Here is a 20,349-nt window from a genome sequence, read left to right as displayed (position 1 = left end):
GAACGACGAGAGTCCGCCGCCATGTACGAGTTGTCCCGGGTCCGCCTCTACTCCATCGGGCCCGCCGGTGCGCGCTATGCCGACACCGTGCTCGACCTGCGCGGAGTCGGCGAGCCCGTGCCCAGGCCCGCGCCGGCCCAGGCGGAGTTCTTCGAGGACGAGCCCGCGGGCCCCCCGCGTCGCCCGGCGCCCGCGGGGGTGCTGTTCCTGGAGAACGGCGGCGGGAAGTCGGTCCTGCTCAAACTGATCTTCTCCGTGATGTTGCCGGGGCACCGCAACACCCTGGGCGGTGCCAGCTCCGGTGTCCTGCGCAAGTTCCTGCTCGCCGACGACTGCGGACACGTCGCCCTGGAGTGGCAGCACACGCTCACCGGTGAATGCGTCGTCGTCGGCAAGGTCAGCGAATGGCGTGGCCGCCAGGTCTCCAGCGACCCCCGCAAATTCGCCGAGGCCTGGTACTCCTTCCGCCCGGGCCCCGGTCTCAGCCTCGACAGCCTCCCCGTCGCCGAGGCCACCTCGGTGGGCCGCCCCGCCGAAGGCGCCTCCGGTGCCCGAGGCAGGCGCCGCACCATGAAGGGCTTCCGCGACGCCCTCACCGACGCAGGCAAGTTCTACCCGCACCTCGACGTGCACTGGGAAGAGATCCACGACCGCTGGAACGAGCACCTCGGCGACCTCGGGCTCGACCCCGAACTCTTCCGCTACCAGCGCGAGATGAACGCCGACGAGGGCGAGGCCGCCGGCCTCTTCGCCGTCAAGAAGGACTCCGACTTCACCGACCTGCTGCTGCGGGCCGTCACCGACACCCGTGACACGGACGGCCTCGCCGACCTCGTCAGCGGCTTCGGCAACAAGCTCGGACGGCGCGCGGAACTCACCGCGGAATGCGACTTCACCGCCGGCTCCGTCGACCTGCTGGGCCGGATCGTCGAAGCCACCGCGACCAGGGCCCGCAGCCGTGACGTGCACGCCGGCGCCGAGCGGCGCACCCGCACCCTCGCCCGCAGACTCTCCGGTCGCGCCGCCGAGGAGCGTGGCCGCACCGCCGAGCTCGCCACGCGGGTCACGGCCGCCGCCCACACCGTCACCGAGGCCGAAGCCACCCGTGGCCAGCGCGACCTGATCGCTGCCGAACTGGCCTACCGGCACGCCTCCCTCGCCCTGACCGCCGCCGAGAAGAGCGCTGCGGCGCAGCGCCGGGAGCTGGGGGAGGCACGCACCCTGCACGCCGCCTGGCAGGCCGCCGAAGCGGTCCTGCGCCACCGCGCCGCCGCCGACCGCTCGGCCCGCGTCGCCGTCGCCATCCGGGAGGCCGAGCGTGACGCGGCCCCCGCCCTGGCCGCACGCGCCACGGCCGCCGCCGACCTCGTGCGCGCCCTGCACACCGCCGCCGAGGCGGGGGAGCGGGTGGCCGAGGAGGAGGAGGAGCGCTCCGCGGTCCTCCAGGCCACCGGGGAAGCGGCTCACCGCGACGCCACCACCGCCGCCACCGAGGCCCAGCGCGCCCGCAGTGAGGCCGGCCACCTGCGCCAGCGTCTCGCCGAGGTCGAGCAGGAGACGGCCGAGGCCGTACGGGCGGGCTGGCTCGACGACACCGCTCCGGACGCCGACCCCGCCCGCGCGGCCCTCGCCGCGAACGACGCCGAGCAGGCCGCCGTCGCCGCCTGGGACACCGCGCGGGAGGCCGCCCGGGCCACCGCCGAACAGGCCCGGGAAGCCGCGGGAGCGGAGAGCCGGGCCGAGCTCGCCGCGGCTCGCGCCGCCGACGGGGCGCAGGCCGCGGAACAGTCCTACGAGGCCGAGCGCAGGGCCGCCGGGTCGCTCGCCGCCGACCACCGTCTCGCCGGCCTGCTGGGCCTCCCGACGGCCTCCGGCACCGGTGTTCCGCACCCCCGCAGCGCGGCCGCCGGAACGGACGGGGACGACAACGCCTCCGAAGGGCACGCACAGCCCCTCACGGCGGAGGAGTTCGACAACAGCGCCGACGAGCTGCGCGAGCTCCTCGACCAGGGCATCGCCGCCGCCGAGCGCAGGCTCTTCGACCTGCGCACAGCCGCCGCCGACGACTCCCGCATCCTCGGCGCCCTCGGAGACGGCGGTCTGCTGCCTCCGGGGCCCGATGTCCTCGCCACCGTCGAATACCTCGGTGAGCACGGCATCCCGGCCCTGCCCGGCTGGCGCTATCTCGCCCAGGCCGTCGACCCCGCCGACCACGCGGCGGTCCTGGCCGCGCGTCCTGAGCTCGTCGACGGCGTCGTCATCACCGACCCGGACGCGCACACCCGCGCCCGCGAGGTCCTGGCCGCCGCCGCCCTGCTGCCCCGGTCCGCCGTGGCCGTGGGCACCACGGCGGCCCTCCTGGCCCCCGTACCGGCACCCGGCGCGGGCGATGACGGTGTATTCCTCGTCCCCCCCAACCCGGCGATGCACGACGAACACGCCGCCGACGAGGAGCGCCACGCACTCAGGGCCCGGGCCGCGGCACGCGACGAGGACATCCGGACGCTCGCGGCCCGGCTCACCGCCGACCGCTCCCTCGCCGCCCGCATCGGCTCCTGGCGCGCCGACTGCCCGCCCGGCATGCTCGCCGAGCTCGGCGAGGCCGCCCGCACCGCCCGTGCCGCCGCGGAAACCGCTCGAGCAGCGCTGACCGAGGCCCGCACCGTGCGCGCCGAAGCCGACGAGGCCGCCGCCGACGCCGCACGGGTGCGGGACGAGCGCCAGGACGCGGCCCAGCGCGCCCGCCGCGCCGCCGACGCGCTCGCCGGACTCGCCCACCGCCTCCGCGACCGGGCGGGCTGGCAGGCGCGACTGCGTGAACTGACCGACGAGGCAGCCGAATCGGAGGCACGTGCCACGGTGTGCCTGGAGCGGGCACGCGCCGCCGACGAGGACCGCCGGGCCGCCCAGCGTGCCGCGGACGACGCCCACCGCACCGCCCGTGCCCTGCGCGCCGAACGCGCCGAGATCGCGGGAGCCCCGGAAACACTCCCGGAGACCGGCGTCCCCGACGCGCGCACCTCCCTGCCCGCTCTGCGCGAGGCGTACCGTGCGGCCTCACAGCTGTACGAGAAGGTGGGGGTCGGAGCCGACCTGCGGGCCGAGCAGGCGCGGGCCGAAAGTGACGAGAGCGCCGCCCTCGCCGAACTCGACCGCCTCACCAACAAGGTCCGTACCCGTGCCGCCCAGCTCCTGGAAGGCACCGACGGAGCCGACGGGCCCTCCCGGCAGGCGGCCGCCGCCCGCGCCGAGTCCCTCGTCCAGCTCCTGGAGACACGCGCTTCCGCGGCCAGCGAGCAGCTCGGCCGGCTCCGCGGCGAAGCCGAGCGGCTCGCACCCGCCGACGAGGCACCGCACCACACCGAACTCCCCGCCGACCTGGTCCCGGCCGACGCCGACCAGGCCCAGTCCCTGCTCCGTACGGCGACGGCCGAACTGGCCTCCGCCACTGCGGCACTGGACACCGCGCGCGCCGCCCACGCCGAGTTGCTGCGCGCCCACCGAACGGCCGAGGACTCCGCGAGCGGCTTCGACGAGACCGCCGCACTCCTGCGTGACCTGCTCAGGGACCACGGCGCGGAGGACGAGACCGAGACCCCCGACCCGTACCGGGGCACCCTGGAGGAGGCCAGGCAGTCCGCCGCCGAGACACGCCGCTCCCTGCGTGGCTTCGCCACCGACCTGTCCGCTGCGGAGAGTTCCCTGCGGGAGGCGAGCGACGTCCTCGTGAGGCACGCCAACTCCACCCGCTACGAACAGGTCCGCACCCCGGCCCGCCAGCAGATCCGGGAACTGCCGGCAACCGCCCTGCCCGACCACGCCGAGAAGTGGGCCGCTGCCTTCGCGCCCAGACTGCGCGTGCTCACCGACGAGCTGGCCCAGTTGGAGCGCAACCGCGACTCCATCGTCGACCGGCTCCGCGGCCTGGTGGAATCGGCCCTCACGACGCTCCGCTCCGCTCAGCGGCTCTCGCAGCTGCCCGAGGGACTGGGGGAGTGGTCCGGACAGGAGTTCCTCCGGATCCGCTTCGAGGAACCCGACCAGGCCACGCTCACCGAAAGGCTCGGCGAGGTCATCGACGAGGCCACGCACGCGGCCCTCAAGAAGAACTCCGACCTGCGCAGGGACGGGATGTCGCTCCTGCTGCGCGGTGTACAGGCCGCGCTGCAGCCCAAGGGCATCGCCGTGGAGATCCTCAAGCCCGACGCGGTGCTTCGCGCCGAGCGCGTCCCGGTGGGACAGATGGGTGACGTCTTCTCCGGCGGGCAGCTGCTGACCGCCGCGATCGCGCTGTACTGCACGATGGCGGCACTGCGGAGCAACGACAGGGGCCGCGACCGGCACCGCCACGCGGGCACGCTCTTCCTCGACAACCCCATCGGCCGCGCCAACGCCACGTATCTGCTGGAGCTTCAGCGCGCGGTCGCCGATGCGCTGGGAGTCCAGCTGCTCTACACGACCGGACTCTTCGACACCACGGCGCTCGCCGAATTCCCGCTCGTCATCCGCCTCCGCAACGACGCGGACCTGCGGGCGGGGCTGAAGTACATCAGCGTGGAGGAGCACCTCAGGCCGGGGCTGCCCCAGCAGGACCCTTCAGGCGAGACCGTCCACGGCGAGATCACCGCGACCCGTATGTTCAAGCGGTCCGGTGAGGCGGCCGGCACCACGGGCGGGCCGCCGGTCCCGCAGATGCGCACGGAGATGGCGCAGACGCCCGCGGAGCCGCCCCAGGCCCCCGGGAAGCGATAGGGGAAGACCGGGGCGCAGGAACTCAGGCCCGGGAGAGCCTGCCTTCGCCCCGGCGGCGTATCCGCGCTTCCTTGCGTCCCTGGGCCCGGGCGGCACGCCTGGCCGCCCTGCGCTCCCGGCGCATGCGGCGCGCCGTGCTGCTCGGCACGGAGACGACCCCGTTGCGCTGGTTCCACACCTGCCGGGTCACCCAGACGTCCAGCACCGCCCACGTCGCCACGATGGTGCCCGCCACGCCGCCCAGCACCATCGGGAAGGCGAGCCAGGACCCGGCCAGCGTGCACAGGAAGGCCACCACGGCCTGAATGATGGTCAGCGACATGATGAGGACGGCGCGCACGGCGGCGGTCCGGACAGGGTCCGGCATCCTTCGCCGTATCGCGGGTTCCTCCACCCAGAGCTGCCTCGGGATCCGGGCACCGTCCGCACACGCTGAGGCCGGCGGCGCACCGGCCTCAGCCGTACCTGCCGCGGACTCACCGGCCTCAGCCGCACGGGCCGCCGGTGTGGCCGCCGCGCTCCGGCGCTCATACGTGTCCAAGGACCTTCAACTCCCCACCACTGTCCGACTCAAGGGTGGCTGCCCGGTCCGCGCCCGTTCTACGCGGGCGGAGCCGCTCGCCTGTCGCACGTACCCCCGCGGGGTTCTTCTGCCCCGTACGTGTGGACGAACGCCAGGTCGCGAAGATTCCCGCCGGGGGCAGCAACCAGCCCCGAAAGGTCACGGAACGAAGAGTTCCAGCCAACTGCCGTGTGTGGATGAACCGCGTCGGGCCGGGAGGTCTCTGTCGCTTTCGCGAACTTCTTCGCCGGGAATACCGGGACAACTGGTGAGCAACTCGGGGGAGAGCGGCCGGAAAACGTCCGGACGGGTCTTCGAGTTACCGGTAGGTCAGTAGTAGGCTCGCGCCGTTTGTTGACGGAACACCGCCCGACGCCCGATGGGCCGGGGCGGGAACACCGGGACAACCAGGAGAACCGGGCGACCGGAGCCCCCGGGAGCACCGGCACAACCACCCCCGCGGTGCGGGGCCGAGCTGGGGGAGGCCATGCGCTTTCGCGGGAAGTCCATCCGCAGGAAGATCGTGGCGTTGCTCCTGGTGCCGCTCGCCTCCCTCACGGGTCTCTGGGTCTTCGCCACGTACCACACGGGCCGTGAGGCCGGTGAGCTGATGGGCGCGAGCGCCGTCGTGGAGGAGGTGGGCCACCCGCTGGAGGACACCATCCGCGCGGTCCAGGGCGAACGCCGCCAGACACTCGTCTTCCTCGCCGACCCCCGGGCCTCGGACGCCCTGCCCCTGCTGCGCGGCCGGCGCGCCCAGACCGACCGGGTCGTGGCCGAGGTCAGGCGGAGCGCGAAGAGCAAGGACGTCCGGGACAATCTGAGCCCGGAGGCGGAGGCCCGGCTCGACTCGATCCTCAGCGAGGTCGACGGCCTGGACGCGTTGCGCGGATCCGTCGAGAAGCGCACCATCGACCGGACCAGGGCCCTCGACTTCTACAACGGCCTCGTCGACCCCTGTTACCGCTTCCTGAACGGTCTCCACACCATGGAGAACGTATCGATGGACAAGCAGGTCCGGGCGCTGGTCGGCGTCTCCCGGGCCCGCGAGATGCTCTCCCGCGAGGACGCCCTGATCGCGTCGGGCCTCATCGCGGGACGGCTCGGCGCCCCCGAGCTCCGGGCCGTCTCCGACCTCGCCGCCAGCCGCAAGCTCCTGTACGAGGTCAACCTCGAGCTCCTGCCGGGAAGCGAGCGCGGGCGTATGGAGCAGTACTGGCGCAGCCCTGACACCGAGCCGCTGCGGACGGCTGAGCAGAGGATCATCGCCGAGGGCCCGGTCACGAAGCCGGCCGCCATCGACTCCGCGCGCTGGGAGGAAGTGGCTCCGCCGGTCCTGGAGCGCCTGGCCAACGACGGCACCGAGATGTCCAACCGCTTCCAGGACCGCGCCGAACCCGCCGGCTACCGGGTCCTGATCCAGGCCGGTGTCGCCGGTGTCCTGGGATTCGTCGCCCTGCTCGTGTCCGTGTCCGTCTCGGTACGCGTGGGACGCGAACTCATCCGCGACCTCTCCCGTCTGCGCAAGGACGCCCACGAGGTGTCCGGTGTGCGGCTGCCCAGCGTGATGCGGCGGCTGGCGGCGGGCGAGCAGGTCGACGTGGAGACCGAAGCCCCCCACCTCAGTTACGAGCGCGACGAGATCGGCCAGGTCGGGCAGGCCCTGAACACCCTCCAGCGGGCCGCCGTCGAGGCCGCGGTCAAGCAGGCGGACATGCGCCGGGGCGTCTCCGAGGTCTTCGTCAACCTCGCACGCCGCAACCAGGTGCTCCTGCACCGCCAGCTGACGCTCCTGGACACCATGGAGCGGCGCACGGAGAACAGCGACGAGCTCGCCGACCTCTTCCGCCTCGACCACCTCACCACCCGCATGCGCCGCCACGCGGAAGGCCTCGTGATCCTCTCCGGGGCCGCCCCGTCCCGGCAGTGGCGCAAACCGATCCAGCTGATGGACGTGGTGCGGGCGGCGGTCGCCGAGGTGGAGGACTACGAGCGGATCGAGGTCCGGCGCCTGCCCCGCATCGGCGTGGGCGGGCCGGCCGTGGCCGACCTCACCCACCTGATCGCGGAACTGCTGGAGAACGCCACGGTGTTCTCGCCCCCGCACACCGCGGTCCAGGTGCACGGTGAACGCGTGGCCAACGGCTTCACCCTCGAGATCCACGACCGGGGCCTCGGCATGGCGCCGGAAGTACTCCTCGACGCCAACCTGAGGCTCGCCGAGACACCCGACTTCGAGCTCTCCGACACCGACCGGCTCGGCCTCTTCGTCGTCAGCCGGCTCGCCCAGCGGCAGAACGTCAGGGTGTCGCTGCAGACCTCACCGTACGGAGGGACGACCGCGGTCGTCTTCATCCCGGCACAACTGCTCACCGACGCCCCCGACACGCACGGCACCGGCTTCCGCCTCGACCGGCGGGCCGAGAAGGCCATCGGGAGCGCCCGGCCGGGCAGGGGCGTGCCCGGCAGCGACAAGGCCCGCAGGGACGGGGTCGCGGACACGGACATCCCGGGCAGGCCGTCCGGGCTCTCCCCGGTCCCCACAGGCCTCGCCGACCCGTCCGTGCTCGACGGCCCCGTCGAACTCGAGGGCCCGGTGGGCACGCTCGGGTTCACCGACCCGGCACGCGACCGGGAGCTCGATCCGGCACTCGGTCCCGTCCTCGACGGCGTATCCGACCTCGAGGACACCGAGAGCGAGCGGGGCGGCATCTTCCGGGCCCGCGACCTGCGCAGGGAAGCGGACCGGGAACAGCACCAGCAGGCATTCGACGCGCCGGACAGCCGCTCCGCGGACGTACGGCCGATGCGGCCCGCGGGCCCCGTCCCGCTGCCGCGCCGGAAGTCGCCGAAGCTCGTCACCGACCAGGGACGCCGGATCGGCGACACGGGCCGGACCCGCCCCGGTCCACCCGAGGGCCTCTCCTCCGCCCCCGGCCCCGATGCCGGCACCGTGCGGCCCGCTCCGGGTGCCGCCCCGGCCGACGGAGCCCCCACGCGGCTCAGGCCCGCGCCCCGGCCGCCCGCGCCGGACACGGTGGGCGGCCTCCCGCGCAGGGTCCGGCAGGCGAGCCTCGCCCCACAGCTCCGGGAGGACTCCGCAGGGCGGACTTCCGGCCACGCCCCCGCAGGCACCGACGACGACCTCGAACGGGATGCGGAAGAAGTACGCAATCGCATGGCTTCGCTTCAGCGCGGCTGGCAGCGCGGCCGTCGGCAGAACGCCGAGGACGTGACCGGCCACGGCGAGACAGCACCAGGAACCACTCCGGGAGGGGACGGTCGATGACCGCACCGAACGCCGCAGCACACAACGCCTCACGCCAGGGCTCCGGCGAGCTCAACTGGCTCCTCGACGAACTGGTCGAGCGCGTCGCGAGCATCCGCAAGGCGCTGGTGCTCTCCAGCGACGGCCTCGCCACCGGCACGTCCCAGGACCTGACCCGGGAGGACAGCGAACACCTGGCGGCCGTCGCCTCCGGATTCCACAGCCTCGCCAAGGGGGTGGGCCGTCACTTCGACGCCGGCCGGGTCCGGCAGACGGTGGTCGAGCTCGACGAGGCCTTCCTCTTCGTCACGGCGGCGGGGGACGGCAGTTGCCTCGCCGTCCTGGCCGACTCCGACTCGGACGTCGGGCAGGTGGCGTACGAGATGACCCTGATGGTCAAGCGCGTCGGGGCGCATCTGGCCAATGCCCCCCGGACCACCGGTCTGCCCGCCGGAGGGTGAGGCGAGGGGATGAGCGCAGACTCCGTCCGGGACACCGCGCCCGGGCCACCGCCCGCCGGAGTGGGACCCTCGCGCTGGTACGACGCCGAAGCGGGTCCGGTGGTCCGGCCCTACGCGATGACCCGGGGGCGTACCAGCAGCGCGTCCCGTCATCGTCTCGACCTGATCGCGATCGTCGTCCCCGAACCGGCGGCCGACGATCCCGGCCGGGACCAGACGCTCTCCCCGGAACATGTGGAGATCGTCGAACTGTGCAGCGACATGCCCCAGTCGATCGCCGAACTCGCCTCCGGACTGGATCTCCCCGTCGGGGTGGTCCGTGTCCTGGTCGGTGACCTCGTCGAGGACGAGCTGGTGCACGTCACCCGTCCCGTTCCGCCGGCCGAGCTGCCGGACGAGAGCCTTCTCCGTGAGGTGATCAATGGCCTTCGGGCGCTCTAGCCGCAAAAAGCGGCACGTCGAGCCCGTCACCCTGAAAATCCTGGTGGCCGGCGGCTTCGGCGTGGGCAAGACGACCCTGGTGGGCGCGGTCAGCGAGATCAGACCGCTGCGCACGGAGGAGAGGCTGAGCGAGGCGGGCCGGCCCGTCGACGACGTGGCGGGGGTCGAGTCCAAGAACACCACCACGGTCGCCATGGACTTCGGCCGGATCACCCTGCGCGAGGACCTGGTCCTCTACCTGTTCGGGACCCCCGGCCAGGACCGTTTCTGGTTCCTCTGGGACGAGCTGGCCCTGGGCGCCCTGGGCGCGGTGGTCCTCGCGGACACCCGCCGACTGGAGGACTGCTTCGCGGCGGTCGACTACTTCGAGCGCCGGGGGATCCCGTTCACCGTCGCGGTCAACCTCTTCGAAGGCGCCGAGCAGTTCCCCACCGAGACGGTCCGGGCGGCACTCGACCTCGACCCCGAGGTGCCGGTGCTGCTCTGCGACGCGCGTGACCGGGCATCCGCGAGGGATGTGCTCGTCGCGGTCGTGGAGCACGCCATGGTGCGTGCCGACCGGCTCCGGGAACCCGCCAGGACCTGACAGCACAGCCGCACGTGACGCGGTCCGTACCCCCGCCGACCGGGGTACGGACCGCGCGTACGGTGCGGGGGGCAGCGGGTGTGGCAGGAGTCTTCACCACGGGTGACGGGCAGTCAACCCTCCGTGTGCCCCGGGCTCAGGGATGCTCGGCGAGCCACCCGGCCGCGATCCCGGCCAGCTCGTCGTCCCGGCCGGCGAGCATCATCCGGATCATCTGCACATCGCCGCGCAAGGACCACGCGGGATGCCCGAAGGTCGCCGGGTTGTTCTTCTCGATGAGGAAATGCGCGGGCCACGCGGTGCCGTATCCGATCAGAGGCAGGGCCAGGGCGTAGCGCTTGCGGCCGTGCGCCAGACCGTAGGCGGTGACCGCGAGGCCGGTCAGGGTCCCGGTCAGATGGACCCACCGGGTCGCCGCCCTGGAGTGCATGGCGACGTAGTAGGGCCAGAATTCGTCATACGAACCGAACGTCTGTTGTGACATAAGGGCACCGTAATGGCTCCGCCCGCAACCGGACACGGCAGTTCCGCGTCCGACAAGGAGAACGGGCGGCCGGAGCCCACGGGGGTGGTCCCGGTCGCCCGCTCGTCGCCCGGGCCGTCAGTGCCCCGCGACCGAGCGCCTCGCCACCGGGAAGTCGAAGTACGTGTCCGGGAAGAGCTCGGGCTTGTAGGTGAAGTGCCACCACTCCTCGGCCAGGTTCACGAACCCCAGGCCGGTGAGCGTCTCCTTGAGGAGCTGCCGGTTGGCACGCTGCGTCCCCTGCACCCGGGGGTCGTCCGTGTGGGACAGGGTGTCGAAACAGTCGTAACCCGTGCCCATGTCCACCGAGTTGTCGGGGAAGCGCTCGTCCTGCGGCGCATAGCACGCCGTCAGGTCCTCGCCCGGCTCGTACGGCCTGGTCGGCAGGGCGGGCAGCTTCACCAGGGTGAGGTCCACCGTGCTGCCCCGGCTGTGGCCGGACTTCTCCGCGATGTACCCGTCCTCGAACAGCCGGGTCTTGTCGACCGCCGGATAGAACTCGTCCTTCATGGCCTGGTCCTCGAGGTCCTGCGCCCAGCGCACGAAGTGGTCCACAGCGCGCTGCGGCCGGTAGCAGTCGTACACCTTGAGCGAGTAACCCTGACGCAGAAGACCCCGCTGGGCCGTGCGCAGCGCGCGGGCGACGGGCCGGGTCAGGATGCAGACGGGCTGCCGGTAGCCGTCCACCGGCTCTCCCATGAAGTTGTGTGCGGTGGTGTAGCGCATCTCCGTCAGGATCGTCGGATCGACGGAGCGGAGGTCGACGAACTCCGGCGGGGCCTTGGGTTCGGGTCCGGCAGCCGCCCCCGGGGCAGCGGCGGTGACGGCGAGCAGAGCGGCGCCGGCAGCGGCCAGGGCGCGGAGAACACGAGCAATTCCTGTCATGGGCACACCGTCTATCAGCTTCGGGGCCGCAGGAGAAGAGTGACCGGATACAGTCCGCCCGTGAAGGACTCCCACTGCGGCAGCTGCGGCACCCCGTACGCCTCCGACACCTGGCCCCGCACCTGCACGGCCTGCGGTCACACCGCCTACCGCAACCCGCTGCCCGTCGCGGTCGCCCTGCTGCCCGTCACCGGACCGCACGGCACCGGCCTCGTCGTCATCACCCGCACCGTCCCTCCGCACGCGGGTGGGCTCGCGCTGCCCGGCGGCTACATCGACCAGGCCGAGGACTGGCGCCACGCCGTCGTACGCGAACTCCGCGAGGAGACCGGCATCCGGGCCGACGAGACCGACGTACGCCTCGCCGACGCACTGAACTCCCCGGACGGTCACCTGCTGCTCTTCGGACTGCTCCCGCCCCGCGCCGCCGGGGGGCTCCCGCCCTCCACGGCGACGGACGAGACCTCGGGATACGACGTGCTGCGCACTCCGGACGATCTCGTCTTCCCGCTGCACACCCGAGCCGTACGCTCCTGGTTCGCCGGCGCCTACGGCTGAGGCGGGCCGGGCAGCCCCCGCACGCGGACCGGACAGGACACCGGCCCCTCATCGCCGTTCCGCTCGACCACCACGCGTCCGGCCTCCAGGCGCGACGTATAGCGCTCCACCTCGGCCGCCGCCCATCCGTCGCCCGCGTCCCGCACGACCAGCCCGCCCCCGGTACGCCCGGCAGCCGGAGCCCACACCTCCAGTTCGAGGCCCCCGTCCGGACCCCGCACCGGGATCACCGCACCCGCCCGCGCCAGTACCGGGATCCGTGACAGCGGCGCTTCCACCACCACCTGACCCGGCCCCTCGTACGCCCGCCCGGTGGCCGTGTCGTACCACCGCCCGCGCGGCAGCCGCACCGGTCTGCGGTCCGCTCCCTCCTCCAGCACCGGCGCGACCAGCAGCGCGTCACCCAGCAGGAACGCGTCCTCGCAGTCCCGCAGCCCACGGTCTCCCGGCGCGCCCCACCACACCGGCCGCACATACGGCGCACCGGTCAGCCGCGCCAGCTGCGACAACGTCACGAAGTACGGGTGCATCCGCTGCCGCTCCTCCAGTGCCCGCCCGGCGTGCCCCAGCACCTCCGGCCCGAACTCCCACGGCTCCCTGCGCTCCGCGCCGATGGCCGTATGAGTGCGGAACAACGGAAGGTACGAGCCCAGCTGGAACCACCGCAGATACAGCTCCGGCGACGGCGGCCCGCCGGAACCGCCGACATCGGGTCCGGAGTACGGCACCCCGCAGAGCCCGAGCCCCAGCACCAGGGACAGCGAGGCACGGAGCCCCGGCCACCCCGTGGCCACATCACCGGACCAGGTGCCGCCGTACCGCTGCATCCCCGCCCAGCCCGAACGGGAGAAGAGGAACGGCCGCTCGTCCGGGCGAAGCCGGCGCAGCCCTTCGTAACCGGCCCTCGCCATCGCGAGGGCGTACACGTTGTGAGCCTCCCGATGGTCCCCGCCACGGCCCTCCAGAGAGTGCCGGGACGAACGAGGCAGTGACGGGTCCCCGAAGGCGGAGAACGCCACCGGCTCGTTCATGTCGTGCCCCACCCCGGCGAATCCCTGGCCGAGCCGCTCCTCGTACAGCGCACCCCACCACTCCCGTACGAGCGGATCGGTGAAATCCGGGTAGGCGCACTCACCGGGCCACACCTCACCGAGCACCAGGGCACCCTCCGGATCCCGGACGAACGCCCCCTGGGAACCGACCTCCATCCCGCTCCCGAACACCGCGGTGCCCGCCGACGCCCTTACCGCCGGACCGACGACCGACACCAGCCGGACACCGTCCTCACGCAGCTCCTTCGCCAGGCGGGGGAGACCGGGGAACCGCTCCCGGTCGACCGTGAAGACCTGATGAGCGTCATGGTGGTCGACGTCCAGATGCAGCACCGACAGGGGCAGGCCCCGCTCCCGGTACCCCGCGACGACCCGCCGCACCTCCTGCTCGCCGCCGAACCCCCACCGGGCGTGCTGAGGCCCCAGCGCCCACGACGGGGGCAGCGCGGGGGCCCCCGTCAGGGCTGTCCAGCCCTGCAGCACCCGGGCCGGCGTACCCGCGACCACCCAGCAGCGGAGCGGACCGCCGTCCATCCGCACCTCGCAGGTGCCCGGCCGGTCGTGCCCCGAGCCGGCGCCCTCCTCACCCTCCTGGAGCGTCACCGCACCCGACCAGGAGTTGTCCTGGAACGCCAGATGGGTCCCCGCGTCGGAGACCACCACCTGCACCGGCATCGTCACGTACAAAGGATCGTCCCCGGGACCGAACCGCCCACCCGGGTCGGTGTTCCACAGCCGGTACGTCCCCTCCCTCAGCCGCGGGCCGCCGGCCCGCCCGCCCAGCCCGAAGAACCGCGCGTCGGCCGGGACCTCGGACCGCTGCACCCACCGCGCCCCGCCGCCCTCCACCGGTTCCCACCAGCGCGGCGGCAGTTCCCGCCGCAGCAGCACCCCGCCAGGCGTACGCAACTCCACCGCCCCGTGCCGCGACACGACGACCGTCAGCCGCTCCGACACCACCTTCCAGCCGCCGTTCGCGTCCGGCTCGAGGCACGCCCGCGGATCAGGCTCCGGCCCGCCCCCCGGCAGGGCGTACGAGGGCAGCGGCCCGGCACCGTCCCAGGACCAGAACACCGCACCGCCCACCGCCACCCGGACCAGCAGCTGCGAGCGGGCGAACCGCACGACTCCACCGCCCGGCCCGGGCTCCGCACTGATCAGAAGACCGGGCACGCGCGCGCGTTCCGCGCGGCGCGGCGCAAGCGCCCGCGCATCCGCGCGCCGGCGCCGCCAGGCCGAGCGCACCGCGCGCATCCCCCGAACAGAACCGACCATCTTCACCGAGCGCACCAGGTCACGACCATCCATGCGGGCCACCCTGCCATCCGCCGCGACGGAAGCGTGCTCCGTTCAGCTTCCGTTCACCTGTGGCCGCACCACACAGCGGGACACGCAGCCATGGCCGGGGGACCCTGGTGCGCAAGACGATCACGTGGCATCGTCCGTGAAAGCCGTTCACGCGCACAACCCCAGCCCGTGCGCGGACGCACGCACACCCCGCGTACACCACGAAAGGCCAGGGAACCTCCATGACCTCAGCAGCCGGCGAAGCCCCCCTCTGGCAGCCCGGACCCGAGCGCGTCGAGGCCGCGGCCGTCACCCGCTTCCAGCGATGGGCGGCCGGACACCACGGAGCGCCGGCCGACGGCGGCTACGCCGCACTGCACCGCTGGTCGGTCGATGACCTCGACACCTTCTGGCGGGCCGTCGCCGAGTGGTTCGACGTACGCTTCTCCACTCCCTACGAGACCGTCATCGGCGACCGCACCATGCCCGGCGCCCGGTGGTTCCCCGGCGCCACCCTCAACTACGCCGAGCACGCCCTGCGTACGGCCGACGACCCGCTCCGCGCGGACGCCCCCGCCCTGCTGTACGTCGACGAGACCCATACGCAGGTCTCCGTCAGCTGGGCCGAACTCCGGCGCCAGGTGGGATCACTGACGGCCGGACTCCGCGCTCTCGGTGTCCGGCCCGGGGACCGGGTCAGCGGTTACCTGCCCAACATCCCGCAGGCCGTCGTCGCGTTCCTCGCCACCGCCGCGGTCGGCGGTGTCTGGACCTCGTGCGCTCCCGACTTCGGCGCCCGCAGTGTCCTGGACCGCTTCCAGCAGGTGGAACCCGTCGTCCTGTTCACCGTCGACGGATACCGCTACGGCGGGAAGGAACACGACCGCACCGCCACCGTGGCCGAACTCCGCAGCGAACTCCCCACCCTGCGTGCGGTCGTCCACATCCCACTCCTCGGCACGGACGCCCCCGCGGGCGCCCTCGAATGGTCGGCACTCACCGCCTCCGACACCGGACCGGTCTTCGAACAGGTCCCCTTCGAGCACCCGCTGTGGGTGCTGTACTCCTCAGGCACGACCGGACTGCCGAAGGCGATCGTCCAGTCCCAGGGCGGGATCCTCCTCGAACACTTCAAGCAGATCGGGCTGCACTGCGACCTCGGCCCCGACGACCGCTTCTTCTGGTACACCTCCACCGGCTGGATGATGTGGAACTTCCTCGTCTCCGGCCTGCTCACCGGCACCACCGTCGTGCTGTACGACGGCAGCCCCGGGTACCCCGACGTCCAAGCCCAGTGGCGCGTCGCCGAACAGACCGGCGCGACCTTCTTCGGCACGTCGGCCGCCTACGTCATGGCGTGCCGGAAAGCGGGTGTCCACCCCGGCCGCGACCACGACCTCAGCCGTGTGCAGTGCGTCGCCACCACGGGCTCCCCGCTCCCGCCCGACGGTTTCCGCTGGCTCCACGACGAGTTCACCGGCACCGGCGCCGATCTGTGGATCGCCTCCGTCAGCGGCGGGACGGACGTCTGCAGCTGCTTCGCGGGAGCCGTCCCCACCCTGCCGGTCCACATCGGTGAGCTGCAGGCCCCCTGCCTCGGCACCGACCTCCAGGCCTGGGACCCCCTCGGTGAACCGCTCATCGGCGAGGTCGGCGAGCTCGTGGTGACCACACCCATGCCCTCCATGCCGGTCCGCTTCTGGAACGACCCGGACGGCAGCCGTTACCACGACAGCTACTTCGACACGTACCCCGGAGTCTGGCGCCACGGAGACTGGATCACCCTCACCGAGCGCGGCTCGGTCGTCATCCACGGCCGCTCCGACTCCACCCTCAACCGGCAAGGAGTCCGGATGGGGTCCGCCGACATCTACGAGGCGGTCGAGCGGCTGCCGGCGATCCGCGAGTCCCTCGTGATCGGCCTCGAGGAACCGGACGGCGGCTACTGGATGCCCCTGTTCGTCCACCTCGCAGAGGGCGCCGAGCTCGACGACGAACTCCGCGACAGCATCAGACGGGTCATCCGTGAGCACCTCTCCCCGCGACATGTGCCGGACGAGGTCATCGAGGTCCCGGGCATCCCGCACACCCTGACCGGCAAGCGCATCGAGGTGCCGGTCAAGCGGCTCCTCCAGGGCACGCCCCTCTCCGAGGCGGTCAACCCCGGCTCCGTCGACGACCTCGAACTCCTCGGCTTCTACGAGGCCCTGGCCCGCCGACGCCGCTGACCGGACAGCCCCCACGAGCCGTTGTCAGTGCCCATGATTACGCTGAGTGAGCATCGATCGACAGCGCACAGGGGGATTCATGGCGCACATCAAGCAGACCAAGCGGAGCCGGCAACGCTCCAGGGCATCCATGCGACGCACCCTGCGCCGCGAAGCACCCAGTACCGTCGGCCTCCTGGTCGACCCCGAGGACTTCGCGGCGATGCGTCACTACCGGAGCTTCACCTTCGACGACCACTCCGTCTACCTGCAGCAGGTCGAAGGCCTGCTGCGCGCGCTCGCCGCCCAGGGGGCGCACACCACCGTCGCCCTCTTCGACCCGGAGGACTACGCGGAGTTCTGCACCGAGTCCGGTCTCGACCCCGACGAGCGGACGAGCCGCAGCCGCTTCACCGCCGAGATCGCTGCGGCCGGCGCCACCGTGGCCTACACCGGTCAGCCCATCGACACGCTGATCCCGCTGCTCGTCTCACGCGCCGTCCGCCGAGCGACATGGGAGTACGCGACGATGCTCCTGGCCGGCCTCGGCGACTGCGCGGACTGCGGGCAGGACATCGGCCGGGCCGCCTTCGACCGGGCCTCCCACCTGCTGATGCGTCTGCTGGAGACGGCGGGACAGGGCACCCATCACGTCGTCTGCAGCATGCCCACGGAGAGCGAACAGCTCCTGGCCGTCCTCCACACCGCCCGGGACTCGGCCGGTCCGGCCCGCCTCGACCCGTCGGAAGGGGCGGAGTTCGCCACGGTGCTCGCCGTGGGCGTCGCGCTCGAGACCCGGGGAGGCGTCGTACTGCGCACCACGGCGCCCGGCACCCCGGACAAGGTGCACGGCTGGCGACTGGACCGGGGCAGCCTCCTCCCGCTCACGGCGGGCGAGGTCTTCAGCGCCTACTGCACCGACGCCGACACGGGCGAACCCGTGTCACCGGAGTCCGGCGTCGAGTACTGCGCGGGGTTCGACATCGGCGCCGATGAAGCGGAGGCCCACCGCTGACAGAGCTGACAGACCGAAGGGGTTCCCGCCGGAACCGTGGAACCGGCGGGAACCCCTTCAACCCGGCCGCACCCGGAGGACGATGTCACTCGCCCGACAGCACCGCCTGCGCCGCGATCCGCGCCTCGTCGGCGGAGTCCGCCGCTCGCGCGGCGGAGGCAGCACGCTCGCACTGAGCGAGCGTGTGCTTCGCCAGTGTCGCCCGGACGTAGGGAATGGATGCCGCGCCCATCGACAGGGAGGTGACACCGAGGCCGGTCAGCACACACGCCAGCAGCGGATCCGACGCGGCCTCACCACAGACACCGCAGCTCTTTCCCTCGGCCCTGGCGGCCTCGGCCGAGAGCGCGACGAGGTCGAGCAGCGCGGGCTGCCAGGGGTCCTGGAGCCGTGACACGGCTCCCACCTGACGGTCGGCCGCGAAGGTGTACTGCGCCAGGTCGTTGGTGCCCAGCGACAGGAACTCCACCTCCTGCAGGATCGAGCGGGCCCTGAGCGCGGCCGACGGAATCTCCACCATCGCCCCGAACTTCGCCTGCAGTCCCGCTTCGCGGCAGGCGTCGGCGAACGCCTTCGCGTCGGTCCGGTCGGCCACCATCGGGGCCATGACCTCGAGGTAGACCGGCAGCCCCTCGGCCGCCCTGGACAGCGCCGTCAGCTGGGTGCGCAGCACGTCGGGGTGGTCCAGCAGACTGCGCAGCCCACGCACACCCAGTGCGGGGTTCGGCTCGTCGGCCGGTGTCAGGAAGTCCAGCGGCTTGTCGGCACCGGCGTCCAGCACCCGCACGACGACACGCCCCTCGGGGAACGCCTCCAGCACCGCGCGGTACGCCGCGATCTGCTTCTCCTCGGACGGCGCCTGCTTGCTGTCGTCCAGGAAGAGGAACTCGGTGCGGAACAGCCCGACGCCCTCGGCACCGGCCTCCACGGCCGCCGGCACGTCGGCGGGACCGCCGACGTTGGCGAGAAGCGGCACCTTGTGACCGTCGGAGGTGGCCCCGGGACCGGTCACGGCCGACAGCGCCGCCTTGCGCGCCGCCGAGGCGGTCTCCATCTCGGCGCGCTTGTCCTGACTCGGCTCGACGAAGATCTCACCGGTGCTGCCGTCCACCGCCACGACCGTGCCCTCGGCGATCTCGCCCGCTCCGGGCAGGGCCACGACGGCCGGCACCCCGAGTGCCCGCGCGAGAATGGCGCTGTGGCTGGTGGGCCCGCCCTCCTCCGTGACGAAGCCGAGCACGAGCGTGGGGTCGAGCAGGGCCGTGTCCGCGGGAGCCAGGTCGCGTGCGATCAGCACGTACGGCTGGTCGCTGTCCGGTACACCGGGCATCGGCACACCGAGCAGCCGCGCCACGATCCGGTTCCGTACGTCGTCGAGGTCGGCGACGCGACCCGCCAGGTACTCCCCGGCATTGGCCAGCAGAGCCCGGTACGCGGCGAACGCGTCATAGACACCGCGCTCGGCGGTGCTGCCGACGGCGATACGACGCTCGACATCGGCGATGAGCTCGGGGTCCTGCGCCATCATGGCCTGGGCCTCGAGCACGTGCTGTGCCTCGCCCCCTGCCAGATTGCCCCGCGCGACGAGGTCGGCCGCGACAGCTTCCACGGCCTGGCGCGCACGCCCCTGCTCGCGCTCGGCTTCTTCCGCGGGAATCTGTTTGGCCGGCGGCTCGAGCACCGCCGTACCCATGTGCCGAACCTCGCCGATGGCCACACCGTGGCTCACGCCGACGCCTCGCAGCGTTGTCTCCATTTCACCCGTCTCCGATTGTGCGGCGGCTGCGCCGCCGCGGTGGATGCCCAACTGACTCGTCACTGCGCCGAAGGTGTCACTGCCAGCCGAACAGCGTTTCGCCGACCTTCACGTCGCCGTCCTCCCGGACGTCGGAGAGGGACTCGGCGGTGGCCTCAAGAGCGACGACCGGGCAGATCGCGGACTTTCCGGCCGCCTCCACACCGGCGGGGTCCCACCGGACGATGCCCTGACCTCGGGTCACCGTGTCCCCCTTGTTCACAAGGAGCTCGAAGCCCTCGCCGTTGAGCTGCACGGTGTCGATGCCGAGGTGTGTCAGTACTCCGTGGCCCTGGTCGTCGACGACCACAAAGGCGTGCGGGTGGAGGGAGACGACGATTCCGTCCACCGGGGAGACGGCCTCCGAAGGCTCGCGCACGGGGTCGATGGCGGTGCCGGGACCTACCATCGCTCCGGAGAACACGGGGTCGGGAACCGAGGTGAGCCCGATGGCGCGGCCGGCAAGAGGGGACGTCACTGTGGTCATGGGGGGCCTCTCAGGGGTGGGGATCCGTAGGTCACCGCCACGGCTGATGAAGGGCGGCGTACTGATCAGCAGCGTAAGTCATATGAAGTCCCGGTTCCGCCCGAGAGCTACCGGTTGACCGACCTAGGGGTGCACCGGAAACGATTTGCCTCGTCTCTCAGCGGCCTGTAGGGTCGTACCCCTGCCTGACCCCAAAGGGACTTCATGAGTCCGGAGTAGGCAGCGACTCCCGAGCCCAGACCGTAACTCTTGATTATGTTCCCGCATGTTCGCGGGACCTCGGTCAAGGAATGGGAAAAGGCCTGATAGAGTCGGACTCGCCGGAAAGGGAAACGCGAAAGCGGGGAACCGGACGGCGGAAGAGCAGGAACCCGCTTCGGCCGGGAATCGGACACGGAAGAGTCTGATAGAGTCGGAAACGCAGGAAAGAAGGGAAGCGCCCGGAGGGGCCCGGTGAGACGGGACCGAAG

At 72.4% G+C, this 20,349-nt stretch carries 14 protein-coding genes; 8 read left to right on the top strand and 6 right to left on the bottom strand.

Going from position 1 to position 20,349, the window contains the following annotated elements; translation table 11 throughout:
* The first annotated feature begins 21 nt into the window (after positions 1–21).
* Positions 22–4,752 (top strand): hypothetical protein, encoded by a 4,731-nt coding sequence (locus tag ACF1FZ_RS08610; RefSeq protein WP_391772631.1) that lies wholly within the window; start codon positions 22–24, stop codon positions 4,750–4,752.
* Positions 4,753–4,774: 22 nt separating this feature from the next.
* Here the strand turns inward: ACF1FZ_RS08610 and ACF1FZ_RS08605 are convergent, their stop codons facing one another.
* Complete coding sequence (locus ACF1FZ_RS08605) at positions 4,775–5,293, bottom strand: hypothetical protein (RefSeq protein ID WP_391772630.1); 519 nt, start codon at positions 5,291–5,293, stop codon at positions 4,775–4,777.
* Between the two features lie 508 nt (positions 5,294–5,801).
* Here ACF1FZ_RS08605 and ACF1FZ_RS08600 point away from each other — a divergent pair.
* From ACF1FZ_RS08600 to ACF1FZ_RS08585, 4 genes are read left to right on the top strand one after another with little or no spacing between them, the layout of a single operon-like run.
* Entirely contained in the window at positions 5,802–8,603 is a 2,802-nt protein-coding gene (locus tag ACF1FZ_RS08600; RefSeq protein ID WP_391772629.1) for a nitrate- and nitrite sensing domain-containing protein, read from the top strand.
* Complete coding sequence (locus ACF1FZ_RS08595) at positions 8,600–9,043, top strand: roadblock/LC7 domain-containing protein (RefSeq protein ID WP_124279812.1); 444 nt, start codon at positions 8,600–8,602, stop codon at positions 9,041–9,043. Before ACF1FZ_RS08600 ends, ACF1FZ_RS08595 begins: the two co-directional genes overlap by 4 nt.
* Positions 9,044–9,052: 9 nt before the next feature.
* Positions 9,053–9,484 (top strand): DUF742 domain-containing protein, encoded by a 432-nt coding sequence (locus ACF1FZ_RS08590; RefSeq protein ID WP_391772628.1) that lies wholly within the window; start codon positions 9,053–9,055, stop codon positions 9,482–9,484.
* The gene (locus ACF1FZ_RS08585) at positions 9,465–10,070 is read left to right on the top strand and encodes an ATP/GTP-binding protein (RefSeq protein WP_391772627.1); all 606 of its coding nucleotides are present in this window, start codon (positions 9,465–9,467) and stop codon (positions 10,068–10,070) included. Before ACF1FZ_RS08590 ends, ACF1FZ_RS08585 begins: the two co-directional genes overlap by 20 nt.
* 136 nt (positions 10,071–10,206) lie before the next feature.
* Here ACF1FZ_RS08585 and ACF1FZ_RS08580 read toward each other — a convergent pair whose 3' ends face one another.
* Both ACF1FZ_RS08580 and ACF1FZ_RS08575 read right to left on the bottom strand, forming a co-directional pair.
* Positions 10,207–10,554 (bottom strand): Mpo1-like protein, encoded by a 348-nt coding sequence (locus ACF1FZ_RS08580; protein ID WP_391772626.1) that lies wholly within the window; start codon positions 10,552–10,554, stop codon positions 10,207–10,209.
* 117 nt (positions 10,555–10,671) lie between these two features.
* Positions 10,672–11,478, bottom strand: coding sequence for a M15 family metallopeptidase (locus ACF1FZ_RS08575; RefSeq protein WP_391772625.1), 807 nt, complete (start codon positions 11,476–11,478; stop codon positions 10,672–10,674).
* Between the two features lie 60 nt (positions 11,479–11,538).
* Here ACF1FZ_RS08575 and ACF1FZ_RS08570 point away from each other — a divergent pair, with 60 nt between their 5' ends.
* Positions 11,539–12,036 (top strand): NUDIX domain-containing protein, encoded by a 498-nt coding sequence (locus ACF1FZ_RS08570; protein WP_391772624.1) that lies wholly within the window; start codon positions 11,539–11,541, stop codon positions 12,034–12,036.
* Here ACF1FZ_RS08570 and ACF1FZ_RS08565 read toward each other — a convergent pair.
* A complete protein-coding gene (locus ACF1FZ_RS08565; protein WP_391772623.1) occupies positions 12,027–14,396 on the bottom strand; it encodes a glycoside hydrolase family 31 protein in 2,370 nt (789 codons plus the stop codon). The two genes, ACF1FZ_RS08570 and ACF1FZ_RS08565, sit on opposite strands and share 10 nt — an antisense overlap.
* Positions 14,397–14,617: 221 nt before the next feature.
* Here ACF1FZ_RS08565 and ACF1FZ_RS08560 point away from each other — a divergent pair, with 221 nt between their 5' ends.
* Entirely contained in the window at positions 14,618–16,603 is a 1,986-nt protein-coding gene (locus ACF1FZ_RS08560; protein WP_391772622.1) for an acetoacetate--CoA ligase, read from the top strand.
* A gap of 79 nt (positions 16,604–16,682) precedes the next feature.
* Positions 16,683–17,597: a hypothetical protein gene (locus ACF1FZ_RS08555; protein ID WP_391772968.1), complete on the top strand. Its 915-nt coding sequence runs from the start codon at positions 16,683–16,685 to the stop codon at positions 17,595–17,597.
* An 85-nt stretch (positions 17,598–17,682) separates the two neighbouring features.
* Here ACF1FZ_RS08555 and ptsP read toward each other — a convergent pair whose 3' ends face one another.
* Positions 17,683–19,353: a phosphoenolpyruvate--protein phosphotransferase gene (ptsP, locus tag ACF1FZ_RS08550; protein ID WP_391772621.1), complete on the bottom strand. Its 1,671-nt coding sequence runs from the start codon at positions 19,351–19,353 to the stop codon at positions 17,683–17,685.
* 76 nt (positions 19,354–19,429) lie between these two features.
* Positions 19,430–19,879 carry a PTS glucose transporter subunit IIA gene (locus tag ACF1FZ_RS08545; RefSeq protein ID WP_391772620.1) on the bottom strand — a complete coding sequence of 150 codons (450 nt, stop codon included), beginning with the start codon at positions 19,877–19,879 and terminating at the stop codon, positions 19,430–19,432.
* Positions 19,880–20,349 lie beyond the last annotated feature (470 nt).

Source organism: Streptomyces sp. NPDC014623 (genome assembly GCF_043088245.1).
In the GTDB taxonomy this organism is placed as follows: domain Bacteria; phylum Actinomycetota; class Actinomycetes; order Streptomycetales; family Streptomycetaceae; genus Streptomyces.
This window is presented reverse-complemented; position numbering and strand designations above follow the sequence as displayed.

Coding starts and splice junctions, on each gene's coding strand:
- ACF1FZ_RS08545 (WP_391772620.1), bottom strand. CDS start 19,879: ATGACCACAGTGACGTCCCCTCTTGCCGGCCGCGCCATCGGGCTCACC.
- ACF1FZ_RS08555 (WP_391772968.1), top strand. CDS start 16,683: ATGGCGCACATCAAGCAGACCAAGCGGAGCCGGCAACGCTCCAGGGCA.
- ACF1FZ_RS08610 (WP_391772631.1), top strand. CDS start 22: ATGTACGAGTTGTCCCGGGTCCGCCTCTACTCCATCGGGCCCGCCGGT.
- ACF1FZ_RS08585 (WP_391772627.1), top strand. CDS start 9,465: ATGGCCTTCGGGCGCTCTAGCCGCAAAAAGCGGCACGTCGAGCCCGTC.
- ACF1FZ_RS08575 (WP_391772625.1), bottom strand. CDS start 11,478: ATGACAGGAATTGCTCGTGTTCTCCGCGCCCTGGCCGCTGCCGGCGCC.
- ACF1FZ_RS08600 (WP_391772629.1), top strand. CDS start 5,802: ATGCGCTTTCGCGGGAAGTCCATCCGCAGGAAGATCGTGGCGTTGCTC.
- ACF1FZ_RS08590 (WP_391772628.1), top strand. CDS start 9,053: ATGAGCGCAGACTCCGTCCGGGACACCGCGCCCGGGCCACCGCCCGCC.
- ACF1FZ_RS08595 (WP_124279812.1), top strand. CDS start 8,600: ATGACCGCACCGAACGCCGCAGCACACAACGCCTCACGCCAGGGCTCC.
- ptsP (WP_391772621.1), bottom strand. CDS start 19,353: ATGGAGACAACGCTGCGAGGCGTCGGCGTGAGCCACGGTGTGGCCATC.
- ACF1FZ_RS08560 (WP_391772622.1), top strand. CDS start 14,618: ATGACCTCAGCAGCCGGCGAAGCCCCCCTCTGGCAGCCCGGACCCGAG.
- ACF1FZ_RS08580 (WP_391772626.1), bottom strand. CDS start 10,554: ATGTCACAACAGACGTTCGGTTCGTATGACGAATTCTGGCCCTACTAC.
- ACF1FZ_RS08565 (WP_391772623.1), bottom strand. CDS start 14,396: ATGGATGGTCGTGACCTGGTGCGCTCGGTGAAGATGGTCGGTTCTGTT.